The sequence below is a fragment of the Lentzea alba genome, assembly GCF_011067745.1.
Lineage (GTDB): Bacteria > Actinomycetota > Actinomycetes > Mycobacteriales > Pseudonocardiaceae > Lentzea > Lentzea alba.
Map to the genome: position 1 here is coordinate 278,159 of NZ_JAAMPJ010000015.1, position 12,786 is coordinate 290,944.

The 12,786-nt window shown below is 67.9% G+C and carries 9 protein-coding genes; 4 read left to right on the forward strand and 5 right to left on the reverse strand.

The window, feature by feature from the left end; translation table 11 throughout:
• Positions 1-7: 7 nt before the first annotated feature.
• From G7043_RS41130 to G7043_RS41140, 3 genes are all read right to left on the reverse strand, one after another.
• Complete coding sequence (locus G7043_RS41130; RefSeq protein ID WP_313888336.1) at positions 8-1,483, reverse strand: glycoside hydrolase family 43 protein; 1,476 nt, start codon at positions 1,481-1,483, stop codon at positions 8-10.
• Entirely contained in the window at positions 1,480-2,745 is a 1,266-nt protein-coding gene (locus tag G7043_RS41135; protein ID WP_166054114.1) for an MFS transporter, read from the reverse strand. The genes G7043_RS41130 and G7043_RS41135 overlap by 4 nt, the downstream gene beginning before the upstream one ends.
• A 154-nt stretch (positions 2,746-2,899) precedes the next feature.
• Positions 2,900-3,919, reverse strand: a complete 1,020-nt coding sequence (locus tag G7043_RS41140) for a LacI family DNA-binding transcriptional regulator (RefSeq protein ID WP_166054115.1) — start codon at positions 3,917-3,919, stop codon at positions 2,900-2,902.
• A 158-nt stretch (positions 3,920-4,077) separates the two neighbouring features.
• Here G7043_RS41140 and G7043_RS41145 point away from each other — a divergent pair, with 158 nt between their 5' ends.
• The 4 genes from G7043_RS41145 (at position 4,078) to G7043_RS41160 (ending at position 11,189) form a co-directional block, all read left to right on the forward strand.
• Positions 4,078-6,495, forward strand: a complete 2,418-nt coding sequence (locus G7043_RS41145) for a glycoside hydrolase family 2 TIM barrel-domain containing protein (RefSeq protein ID WP_166054116.1) — start codon at positions 4,078-4,080, stop codon at positions 6,493-6,495.
• A 26-nt stretch (positions 6,496-6,521) separates the two neighbouring features.
• Entirely contained in the window at positions 6,522-8,762 is a 2,241-nt protein-coding gene (locus G7043_RS41150; protein WP_166054117.1) for a glycoside hydrolase family 3 C-terminal domain-containing protein, read from the forward strand.
• A 15-nt stretch (positions 8,763-8,777) separates the two neighbouring features.
• The gene (locus G7043_RS41155; protein WP_166054118.1) at positions 8,778-9,602 is read left to right on the forward strand and encodes an LLM class F420-dependent oxidoreductase; all 825 of its coding nucleotides are present in this window, start codon (positions 8,778-8,780) and stop codon (positions 9,600-9,602) included.
• A gap of 126 nt (positions 9,603-9,728) precedes the next feature.
• Positions 9,729-11,189 (forward strand): recombinase family protein, encoded by a 1,461-nt coding sequence (locus G7043_RS41160; protein WP_313888337.1) that lies wholly within the window; start codon positions 9,729-9,731, stop codon positions 11,187-11,189.
• Positions 11,190-11,757: 568 nt separating this feature from the next.
• On the opposite strand, the gene G7043_RS41165 is transcribed toward G7043_RS41160, so the two are convergent.
• Complete coding sequence (locus G7043_RS41165) at positions 11,758-12,432, reverse strand: caspase family protein (RefSeq protein ID WP_166054119.1); 675 nt, start codon at positions 12,430-12,432, stop codon at positions 11,758-11,760.
• Positions 12,433-12,786, reverse strand: a complete 354-nt coding sequence (locus tag G7043_RS41170) for an effector-associated constant component EACC1 (protein WP_166054120.1) — start codon at positions 12,784-12,786, stop codon at positions 12,433-12,435.

A 12,786-nucleotide genomic window follows, 5' to 3' on the forward strand; every position in this document is an offset into this window, starting at 1 on the left:
TTCCTTGTCAGGCAAGTGATCTGTACGAGATGTGGTGGACCGCGACCTCGCCCGCGACGGGTTCGACGCCGAACGTGCGACCGGTGAATCCGCCTGCCACCTCGGTGGACAGGTAGCGTCCGTCGAAGGTTCCGAGCACCTCTGGTGTCCCGTCGTCCGCCACGACGGCCAGCTCGACGAGATCGGGCTCGTGAACGGGCATGGGCGAGACCGCGACGGGTTCACGGACGGAGATGCGCAGTGTTGCCCGTCCACGCAACGGCACCTGGGCAACAGTGGTGCGGGCAGGACCGATGACCACGGCGGCCGTGACCGTCTCCGCGTCGGCAGTGAGTCCGTACCAGTGCGAGTCGTCGATCCGGACGAGGAACCGCCCGACGCCCGCGGACATGTCGAGCCGGGCCTCGGCGGTCCACTCGGGATCACGCGCCCGTGTCGACAGCACCGGCTTCGGGTCGCCCTCGGCTGGAGCGGTCAGGACGAGGCGACCACGTTCCAGCCTTGTGAAGGTGTCCGGGAAGACGTTGGGGGAGACCCAGCGGTGATGGAGTTCGGCGGCGTCGAACCTGTCGACGAACGAGTGGTCAGGCGGTGCCGGTGAGAAGCGCTCCTCGTCGACCACCGGCCACCCGTCGATCCACTTCACCCCGGCGATGAACGTCTCGCGGCCGTTGACGTGGAACATCGGGGTCCGGCCGCGCGGTCGCACGCCGAGGTAGACCACGGCCCACGAGCCGTCGGCCAGCTCGACGAGGTCGGCGTGACCGGTGTTCTGCACGGAATGGGTGGTGCTGCGATGGGTGAGGATCGGGTTCGTCGGCGCGGCTTCCCAAGGCCCGGCAAGGGAAGTGGCCCGCGCGACGGTGACGGTGTGCCCGCGCTCGGTGCCGCCCTCCGCGAGCACGAGGTACCACCAGCCGTCGCGCCGGTACAGGTGTGGCCCCTCCGGGTGAGCCAGTCCCGTGCCCTGCCACAGCAATCGCGGTGGACCGAGGGCCGTGCCGGTCGCGGGGTCGATCGGCATGCTCGCGATTCCGGGCAGATTCGAAGCCCACGTGAGGTGACAGACCCCGTCGTCGTCCCAGACCAGATCGGGGTCGATCCCGATCGCGCCGTGCACGTGAACCGGGTCCGACCACGGACCCGCCGGATCGTCGGCCGTGACGATGAGCTGGCCGCGGTGGTGCTCGAGCACGTTCGTCGTCACCAGCCAGAACTTGTTCGCGTGGTGGCGCAGCGTCGGCGCGTACACGCCGGTGCTCGCAGGGGCGATGCGGACGTCGAGCTGGCTCGGCCGGTGCAGGGCGTTGCCGACGGGCGTCCAGGTCACCAGGTCGGTGCTGCGGTGGATCGGCACGCCGGGTGCGTACTCGAAGCTGGAGTTGGCCAGGTAGTAGGCGTTTCCGGCCCGGCAGATGGTCGGGTCGGGGTAGAACCCGGCGATGATGGGCGTCGTCAACAGCTCGCTCTTCTCCGTGATCACCGGACGCTGCGGATTCGCCAAGCCGTCACGCCCGCGCCCACCGCCAGGACGGCGGCGGTGAGGAACAACGCGGCGTAGTTGGCGCCACCACCGATGGCCAGCACGAGCGGCGCGAGGATCGGGGCGATCGCTCCAGCCGGACTGCTGGCGATGTTGTAGTAGATGCTCATGTACTTGCCGGCCTGCTTTCCCCGGTCCGGCATGACGTCGCTGACCAGCGCCAGGTCGACCGTGCCGAACATGCCCACGCCCACCGTCAGCAGAATCGCGCCCGCGCTGTAGGCCACCAGGTCGGTCGCCACGGCGGCGACGACCAAGCCACCGGACATCGCCGCGGCCGCTCCGTAGATGAACGGCTTCCGCCGTTTGATCCGGTCGGAGATCAGGCCGCTGACGACGGCGGACGTCGTCCCGACCAGAACGCCGATCCCCCCGAGGAGCGCGAGCTTCTGCCCTGCCTCCGCCGGAACAAGCTTCAACCGGTCGAGCATGAAGTACAGCTGGTACGTCGTGAAGAAGTTGATGCCCAGCGTCAGCAGGAACTTGCCGATGAGCACCAGCGAGAAGTCGCGGTGCTCCAACGGGTTGAACGCGAGGTCCTTGACGAAGCGGACCACTGACGTCGCCTGTGTGGTGGACTCCGCAGGGCGGTCGGGAACGGTGAACATGAAGAACACCGACATCGCCGTGAGGACCAGCACCGGGAGCAGGAACAGCAGCACCTGGTGGTCGAGGAGCAGGCTCCCGATCAGGCTGGCTGCCACCCCGGCCAGCTGTGCGGCCACACCGGCGAACGCCCCGAGCCTGCCGCGCTGCGCCTGGGGCACCCACTCCGCGATCACGGGGTTGACCGCCGTCGCCGCGAAGGTCAGACCGATGGTCGCGATCACCCAGCCCACCAGGATCGCCGGGATCGACGACGAGGTGGCGATCAGCAGCGAGCCGGCGGCGTTGATGACGATCCCCGCGAGCAGATACGGCCGGCGGCGGCCCCACGCCAGACGGGTCCGGTCGCTGAGCGCACCGACGACCGGACCGATGATGATCGACACGACCGCGGCGACGCCGATGACCAGCCCGAGGCTGCTCTCCTTCGACGCCGGGTCCACGACCTGGATCTTGTAGGCCAGGCTGAAGAGGAGCGGCATCAGGACCACGAGTGACAGGCCGAAGTTGGTGAGCGTGTAGACGGTCATGAACCAGCCGCTGACCGGCCGCAGGTCGGGTTCGGCCGGTTCCACGTCGTGCATGGTGCTCGTCATCGCGGTGACTCCAGTGTCTCGACTGAGAGAGGTGGCGCGCGCAACCGAAGTTTCGCAGACGTTACGTCGGCTAGGTTGCGCGCGCAACCACGAGTTCACGTTGTTATGAGCGTGTGTCGATCTCAGGAGATCCGCGACGGCTGACGCGGGGCGCTCACCGCGCCGGGCTGGTCGATTCGCGTTCGATCAGGAAGGCGGTGGGCCCTGGGAACTCGTCGGTGCTGGGCCGCCCTTCGGCCAGGTTCAGGGCCTGCTGGGCCATCCATCGCCCGAAACCCACACTGTCGATGCCCACCGAGGAAAGGGTGGGGGCGAAGTAGGACGCCATAGGCGTGTTGTCGTGTCCGACGACTGCCAGGTCCTGCGGCACAAGGATCTTCGCCCGTACCGCCGTGCCCACGACCGTGCCCGCGACGTCGTCGTTGAACGCGACCACGCCGGTGATGCCGGCCGACAGCCAGGCGTGCAGCACCGATGGCAGGGCCTCGTCGCGGTGGTCGACGGCACGGGCGTCGCGCACCTCCACACCCAGTGCCACGGCTTCCCGCTCTGCGGCCAGACGGCGGACGGCCGCCAGGTCGGCGAGGCGCGGGTCGGCTGGGCTCGCGAACGCCAGGGCGCGGTGGCCCAGTGACGCGAGGTGCCGGACCTGGAGCTGGGCGCCCGCGACGACTGCGGGTATGGCGCCGATGTCGAGACGCAGATCCGGATTGGGGGCGATGCGCGTGATGCCCGCCGCACGAATGGAACGCACCTGGGCTGGGGTGAACGGGACGAGTCCGACGACGACTTCCGGTTCGACGAGCTTCCACAGCGGCTGGGCGTGTTCGGATCCGTGGTCGGTGTGGACGATGACGGCGTAACCGGCCTCGTCCAGAACACGCGCGGCCTCGTCCAGCTGAGTGCGCAGCGTGAGTTCCAGTGGCCAGTCGGGCAGCACGACCAGCACGATCTTCGACCGGCCGCGAGCCAGTGCCTGGGCGGCCGCGCTGGGCCGGTAGCCCAGGCGGGTGGCTTCGTCGAGGACGCGCCGGCGTGTTTCCGGGGAGATGCGTGTTCCCGGTGTGTTGTTCAGGACGTAGCCCACGGTCGCTCGCGAGACGCCGGCGGACTTCGCCACGTCTGCCGCAGTCACCCGCCGGTCGTTCCGATCCTTCAGTCCACGGTCAGCCATGCGTCCAATCCACAGTTCTGCTTGTGCGCGCAACCTCGGCAAACGCTAGCAGTTACCGGTGGTGGTTGCGCGTGCCATCACCGGGACGTACGGTACTCCTCACCGCCTGGTTGCGCGCGCCACCAACCATAGAGACGTTCCTGCGAAAGGCAGCACCAGTGATCCGTCAGCAGTTCTCCGATGGCTGGTCGTTCCGCGCGAAGGTGAACGAGTTCGCCGAGCTCAGCCGTTCGGTTCCCGCTGAACCGGTGACCTTGCCACACGACGCCGTCATCGGCACCCAGCGCGACGCCGGCTTGGACAACGGAGCGGCGACGGGCTTCTTCCGCGGCGGCGTCTGGGAGTACACGAAGAAGTTCTTCGTGCCGGAGGAGTGGGCCTTCAAGCGGATCCGGATCGAGTTCGAGGGTGTGTACCGCTCGGCCTTGGTGTACCTCAACGACGACCTCGCTGGCCGTTGGGCGTCGGGCTACACGGGTTTCACCGTCAAGGCCGACGACTTCCTCCGCTACGGGGAGGAGAACGTCCTGCGGGTCGAGGCGCGGGCCCACCGCGATTCGCGCTGGTACTCCGGCGGCGGCATCCACCGGCCAGTCCACCTGATCGTCGCTGACCCGGTGCACGTGGCGCTCGACGGGATCGCAGTGACCACAACGGATATCGGCCACGATCGGGCCGTGGTGCACGTCGCCACGACGATCGAGAACGAAGCCCCGAGGCTGAGCACCGTCACGGTCGAAACCATGCTGTTCGACGCCGAGGACAACGTCGTCGCCGTCGACCGTGCCCCGGTGAGCGCACTTCCGGGTGAGGACGCCGTGCTGCGCCAACGCATGACGGTGCCGAATCCGGCGTTGTGGAGCCCCGACACGCCGTCTCTGTACCGCGCGGCCGTCACCGTCTGGATGGGTGAGGACGTGATCGACGAAGCGGACACCACGTTCGGCATCCGCACGCTCGAGCTCGACGCGGAACGCGGCCTCCGGATCAACGGAGAGGTCGTCAAGCTCCGCGGAGCGTGCGTCCACCACGACAACGGCGTCCTCGGCGCCGCGGCGATCGCCAGGGCCGAGCAGCGGCGCGTCGAACTGCTCAAGCAGGCGGGGTTCAACGCCATCCGCAGCTCGCACAACCCGATGAGCCGCGCGATGCTCGACGCCTGCGACCAGCTCGGAGTGCTGGTCATGGACGAGGCGTTCGACATGTGGACTCGCGGCAAGAGTGACTTCGACTACGCCCTGGACTTCGCGGACTGGTGGGAACGCGACATCGAGGCGATGGTGCGCAAGGACCGCAACCACCCGAGCGTCTTCGCCTACTCCATCGGCAACGAAATCCCGGAGGCCGGTCGCCCGCACGGCGCGATCTGGGCGCGGCGCTTGGCGGAGCGGGTGCGCTCGCTGGACAGCACCCGGTACGTGACCAGCGGCGTCAACGCCCTGCTCACCGTCATGGACGAGCTGAAAGCCCAGGCCGCGGCCCGGCAGGCAGAGGGCATCGGGATCAACACGTTCATGTCGGACGCGGGGGAGATGATGAACCAGATCGGCACCTCCGACCTGGTCACCGAACGCACCGCCGAGGTCTTCGCGACCCTGGACATCGCGGGCCTGAACTATCTCGACGGCCGATACGAGCTCGACCACGTGCTGTTCCCCAACCGGGTCATCGTGGGCTCGGAGACCTTCCCCACGCGCATCGACCACCTGTGGCGCCTGGTCACCGAGCACCCGCACGTCATCGGCGACTTCACCTGGGCGGGGTGGGACTACCTCGGCGAAGTGGGCGTCGGCAGGCCGCAGTACAGCGACGAGCCAGGCGGTTTCATGGCGGGCTACCCCTGGCTCACCGCGTGGGTCGGCGACATCGACATCACCGGTGTGCGCCGCCCGGCCTCCTACTACCGCGAGATCGTCTTCGGCCTGCGATCCGCTCCGTACCTCGCGGTGCGCAGGCCGGAGTCGCGCGGACGTGAGGTCGTGTCCTCGCCGTGGGCCTGGAGCGACAGCATCGCCTCCTGGACGTGGCCCGGCCAGGAGGGCAAGCCGCTGGAGGTCGAGGTCTACAGCGACGCGGACGAGATCGAGCTGCTGGTCAACAGCGCATCGCTGGGACGCGAGACCGTGCACCGGTACCGCGCGGAGTTCGAGGTGCCCTACGCCGAGGGTGTCGTCACCGCGGTCGCCTACCGCGGCGGTACGGAAACCGGTCGTGCCGAGCTGCGCACAGCGATCGGCGAGGTCGTCCTCGCCGCGGCCGCGGACCGGTCGGTCATCACGGCCGGCGCAGACGACCTGGCGTTCGTCGAGATCACCCTCGTCGACCGCGACGGCGTGGTGCACACCGCGGCCGATCGCCGGATCAAGGTGACCATCGACGGCCCGGCCGTCCTCCAGGGCCTCGGCAGCGGCAACCCGCAGAACACCGAACCGTTCACCGCCGCGGCCCATTCGACGTTCGGCGGCCGAGCGCTCGCCGTCATCCGCCCCACGGGACCGGGGGACATCCGCCTCAGCGTCGCCGCAGACCCCGGCCTGACAGCCGAAGTGCTGGTCACCGCTGAGAAGACCGCCTGATCCCCTTCGCATTCAGGAGCACCACGATGAACGGACTCGATCCCGCCGACCTGCCGCTGGAGCGCAAGGCCGCGCTGCTGACGGGCGGCGACTTCTGGTCCACCGCCGCCGACGAGGAAGCCGGGCTGAAACCCGTCGTGCTCAGCGACGGTCCGCACGGCATCCGCCGGCAAGCCGACACCAGCGATCACCTGGGCATCAACCCCAGCCTTCCCGCGACGTGCTTCCCACCCGCGGTCGCGGTCGGCTCGAGCTGGGACCGGCAGGTCGCCGCACAGGTTGCCACCGCCGTCGCGCGCGAAGCCCGTGCGCTGGGCGCCGACGTCGTGCTCGGTCCTGGCGTGAACATCAAGCGCACACCGCTGTGCGGGCGCAACTTCGAGTACTACTCCGAAGATCCGCACCTGTCGGGCGTGCTGGGCTCCGCCTACGTCCGTGCTCTGCAAGCCGAAGGCGTTGGCGCGTCGGTCAAGCACTTCGCGGTCAACAACCAGGAGACCGAGCGCATGCGGATCAGCGCGGACGTCGACGAGCGGACCCTGCGCGAGATCTACCTGTCCGCGTTCGAACGGGTGGTCACCGAGGCGTCCCCGGCGACGGTGATGTGCTCCTACAACAAGATCAACGGCGTGTACGCCTCCGAGAACCACTGGCTGCTCACCGAGGTGCTGCGCGAGGAGTGGGGCTTCACCGGTCTCGTGGTCTCGGACTGGGGCGCGGTGAGCGACCGGGTGGCAGCCCTGGCCGCGGGCACCGACCTTGAGATGCCGGGGGCGTCGTCGTCCGTCCAGGAGGTGGTCGACGCGGTGCGGTCGGGCCGCTTGCCCGAGGCGGTGGTCGACGCCGCCGCGCGCCGGGGGGCCGCGCTCGGCCGGTACGCCCGTCGCTCGAACCGGAACCCGGTGCTGAGCGAGGAGGAGATCGAAGCAGGGCATGCCGTGGCCCGGCAGGTTGCCGCCGAGTGCGCGGTGCTGCTGCGCAACGAACACGCCGTGCTGCCCATCGCGCGGACCTCACGTGTCGCCGTCATCGGCGAGTTCGCCGTGCTGCCCTCGTACCAAGGTGGCGGCAGCTCGCACATCAACCCGACGCTGCTCGACACAGCGCTGAACACCATCCGCTCGCATGCGGAGGGACAGGTCGACTACGCCCCCGGCTACTACCGCGACGGCAGTGGTGCTCCGGCACAGCTGCGAGCAGAAGCCGTGGAGATCGCGGCCGCCGCCGACGTGGCCGTGGTGTTCGCGGGCATCGTGCGCGAGTCGGAGGGCTTCGACCGCGAGCACATCGACCTGCCCGCCGACCAGGTGGAGCTGATCCAGGCGGTGGCCGCGGCTGCACCGCGCACCGTGGTGGTGCTGTCCAACGGCGGCGTGGTGTCACTGGAGGGCTGGCACGACGAGGTCGACGCGATCCTGGAAGGCTGGCTGCTCGGCCAGGCGGGCGGCGCGGCGCTGGCCGACCTGCTCTACGGCGTGGTAAACCCTTCCGGCCACCTCGCCGAAACGATTCCCTTGCGGCTGCAGGACACCCCGGCGTACCTCAACTTCCCCGGCGAACAGGGACATGTGCGCTACGGCGAAGGCGTGATGGTCGGCTACCGCCACTACGTCACCGCCGAACGGGACGTGCGCTATCCCTTCGGACACGGACTGAGCTACACCACCTTCACCACCACCGACCTCACCGTCACCGCCACCGGCCCCGACACCGCCCAGCTCAACGTCACCGTCACGAACACCGGTCCGCGCACGGGCAAGCACGTCGTACAGGTGTACGTGGCCACCACGGCAGGCCCCGTGCGGCGACCCGCGCGTGAGCTGCGAGCGTTCGAGAAGGTCGAGCTCTCACCGGGAGAGACCCGCACCATCACCCTGGACCTCGACCGCCGCGCCTTCGCCTACTGGGACGTGCTGGAGGGCCGCTGGGTGGTGGCACCCGGTGACTACACCGTCCAGATCGGACATTCGGTGACCGAGATCGTCGCCGAGCAGGCCGTGACGCTTGCCGGTGAATCCCTGGTCGCAGAACTCTCGATGCAGTCCACCGTCGGCGACTGGTTCGACCACCCGGTCGTCGGAGCGCAGTTCACCGAGCTGCTCCATTCCGTCATGGGCGCTCCGGCTTCCGAGCAGAGCGACCACGTCGAGGACGGCATGAAGATGGCTCGCGGGATGACCCTGCACCAGTTCGCGGGCTTCCTCCCCGCCGCATTGCCCGCTGACCGGCTGGATGAGCTGATCAAGATGAGTCGTGCCACCTCGTGAATGATGGAGAACCCGGTGAAGTTCGGTGTGTCGACCTTTCTGACTGACGAGAGCATCGGGCCGGCGGTCCTCGGACCAGCTCTCGAGGAGCGCGGCCTGAGCGCGCTGTTTCTCGCGGAACACACGCACATCCCGGTCGGCTCCGAGGCCCCGTACCCAGGACATGAGCTGCCGCGCGAGTACTTCCGCACGCTCGACCCGTTCCTGGCCCTGACCGCCGCGGCGGCCGTGACCCGAACCTTGTTGCTGGGCACGGGCATCGCACTGGTGACGGCACGAGACCCGATCATCACAGCCAAGGAGGTCGCCACCCTCGACCTGCTCTCTGGCGGCCGCGCGGTGTTCGGCGTCGGCGCCGGCTGGATCCTCGACGAGTTGCGCAACCACGGCACCGATCCACGCACCCGCGGCCGGCTGATGGACGAACGGCTACGAGCGATCATCGCCCTGTGGACCCAGGAGAAGCCGGAGTTCCACGGTGACTTCGTCGACTTCGACCCCGTCCACTCCTGGCCCAAGCCGGTACAGCGCCCTCATCCGCCGATCTATGTCGGCGGCAGCAGCGAGCGCACCTTCGCCAGGCTGGCCGAGTACGGCTCGGCGTGGCTGCCCAGCGCGATTCCGCCAGCCGAACTCGGCACGCACATTGACCGGATGCGACAGGTCACCGGAACGGAGACGCCCGTGGTGGTCTTCGGTGCCGCACATGATCAGGAGGCGCTCGACACCTATGCCGAACTCGGCGTGGAGCGGGTGCTGCTGCACCTGCCCACCCTGCCCGAGGACGAGGCCCTGCACGCTCTGGACACCTTGGCGAAGGCGTGCACGCGATACCGCTGACCGCTAGTTTCAGTCAGCCTTCGTGGACAAACTGATCCCCTCTTGGACCATTCGGGTGGAGATGGGCGCGACGTCGTCACGATGCCTTTGGCAGCTGGGTCTCGGTTTTGACCGAGGGAGCTGACTGTGGCCACGCTGACGAATACCGAACTGCTTGCATCGTTGACGGGTCTTCGCAGTCCAGCGGCACCCTCTGAGGAGCCTGGCCTGCGTTTTGCGTTCTACGGGCGGATGTCGACGAGCGTGTTCCAGGATGTGCAGACGTCTCATGCGTGGCAGCGTGCGGTGCCGGATGAGTTGATCGACGGCGTTGGTTCTGTCGTCGCTGAGTTCTTCGATGTAGGTGTCTCGCGGCGGTGGTCATGGCAGGACCGACCGGAGGCCGCGGCGTTGCTGGCCGCCGCCGCGGACCCTGGTCGTGACTTCGACGCGGTCGTCGTAGGTGAGTACGAGCGCGCGTTCCATGGTGATCAGTTCCGTGAGGTCGTGTCAGGACTCAATGCGTTGGGTGTCGCGGTGTGGTTGCCGGAGGCGGGTGGGCCGGTGGAGCTCGGTAGTCCGGTGCATGAGGCGTTGATGGTGTTGTTGGGTGCGCAGGCGCAGCGTGAGGTGGCGAGGGCGCGCCAGCGGGTGCTGGCGGCGATGCGGTCTCAGACGCGTGTGCAGGGCCGGTTTCTCGGTGGTCGGCCCCCGTATGGGTATCGGCTTGTTGATGGTGGTCGGCATCCGAATCCTGTGCATGGGCGGTGGGGTCGTCGGGTGCGGGTGTTGGCGCCGGATCCGGTGACGGCGCCGTGGGTGCGGTGGATGTTCGCCGAACGGGCTCGCGGGCGCACTGTCGCGTCGTTGGCGCGCGAGCTCAACGACCGTGGTGTGGTGTGCCCGTCGGGTGCGGATCGCGAGCGAAACACGCATAGGTCGGGGGAGCGGTGGATCGTCCGGACAGTGGCGATGATCTTGGAGAACCCGCGCTATACCGGCCGGCAGGTCTGGAATCGAAGCAGCACGACAGGACACGGGGCAGGTGGGCGTACAGGTGGCCGCGGTTCAGGAGCGCTCCGGTACAACCCGGTCAGTGAGTGGGAGGTGTCCGAGCGGATCGCGCACGAGCCTCTCGTTGATGACGAGAGGTTCGTCGCGGTGCAGGGGATGCGGGTGGCCAAGCCTGCCAAGGACGGCGAGGTACGGCGCTACCTGCTCGCGGGGCTCGTCGTGTGCGGGCTTTGTGGTCGGCGGATGGACGGCCACTGGGTTCATGGGCGTGCGGGCTATCGATGTCGGCATGGCTTCACCAGCGTCAAGCGACGTTCCGATGGTGTACCGCGAAACCTCTACGTCCGAGAAGATCATCTGCTTGAGGCACTGCCACGTCTACTCGAACGGCCCGCGGGACCCGTGGACCAGGCCATGCGCAAGGACCTGGTCGATCAAGTCCGCAAGCAAGGCCTGCAAATTCAATATGACGGCCAGCGCGTTGAAATTCGATCCGGCCCAGCGATGGCGAAGACCGTGAAAGCTTCCCGTTGTCCAGTCCAGTCAACGCTCGCCCTGGACTGGTGTGACGGGGTGAAAACGGCCGAAATATGAATTACCCCACGGGATTCTGGTGAATCCCGTGGGGTAAGAGAATGTCCGAGGGACTTGGGTCCCCATGTGTAGCAAGCTTGCGCAGTTCGCGTGTTCATGCGCTATTGGATAGCTCGAACCCAGTATAGAGGGCCAGTCGACGCGATTCAATCTTTCGGCGCTAAGTTCTGTCGATTGGGGTCAAGACCTTTCGCGGCGAACTGTTGCGTCGCAGGTTGACCTGGAATCAGATCGGTCTATGGTGCGCGGAGAGTGCGAGCGACACCACGACGAGCACCGCATCCACCGGTCACTCGCTGGCGCGGCGCCCTTGAGGGTCCGGCCACAGCCTCTCGAACCCGATCAGATCGAACGCCTCACCTTAGATCGGCAAGATCGTCTCGTCGGAGTCATCCGCGAGTATCGCCACGTGGCTTTACCTGCATGGACGTAGTTTTCGGCACGCACAACTCGTCGATGAGGCCGGTGACGCGAATGATATCGTCCACCTGGCTTGAGGCAAGGTCGCTGGAGACGCGCATTTGCGCTCATTCCAGCCTTCTGGGTGCAGTCCACCGGTAGATCAGTCCTAAGCGGACGGAAACCGTGACGGTCGTAGCACGAGTTCCGCGCTGTGGTCGACGCACCGCTGCCGAGGCCGGGGCAGGCCGCGACCTCTCAGCGCGCGATCGAGGTGGCCGTAGACGGTGCCGAGGTCGAGCGGACCGGAAGTGTCCTCCAACAGCCGCACCAGTTCGCCGGTGAACTCGGTGTTGCGGGCCTCTGTGCGGTACTCGGCCTTGCGCGTGCGGTTGGTGGCGCTCAGCAGGTGCAGGTCCGCGGCGGCGGGGGAGTCGAGCACGAGGCCCGAGTAGCAGCAGTCGAGGATCACCACCCGGTGCTGCGCGGGGGCGTGTCGCAGGATCTCGAGCACCGAGTCGACCGGCAGGGAGGTGCGGCGTGCGTGACGAGGCACGTCCACCGAACCTGGCAGGGCCAGGCACAGTCGGTCGTCGTCATCTCGCAGGCCGTGCCCCGTGTAGTAGAAGAGCAGAATGTCGGCCGGGGACGAGGCGCACAGGTTGAGCCGGTCGAACACCACCTGTGTGGTGGGCGGGTCCACGAGCGCGTGCAAGCCGCCGGGGTCGAAGACGTCGACGAGGGCGTCGTAGAGGTCGGTGATGTTCGCCGCGCTCCAGTCGAGCTGCGGCAGACCCGCCGTGTAGGTGCTGGTGCCGACCAGCACGGCACGCGCGCCGGGCACTCAGTCCTCGTCCAGGATCTGTGCTATCCGGTCCAGCAACGCCTCCGCGTCCACCGGCCCCTCGACGTCGATTTTGAGCTGTTCTCCCCGGTGCGGTACCGAGATCCGCAGCTTGACCCGGCGCGCCTTGGCCCGCTCGGTGAGCCAGGTGAAGAACGGCCGGCTCAGCGGCACGGCTGCGGCGAGCACGATCACGGCATCGGCGGCACCGCCCAGTTCGCCTTCGGCGGGACCGATCATGCGGAGGCTGAGGCAGCCGCGCAGGTCCTCCTCCAGCCACTCGATGAGGTCGCGGGCGTCACGGTCGCGTTCGGCGGGGGCACCCTCGAACTCGAAGAGGAACTCGTCCGGCAC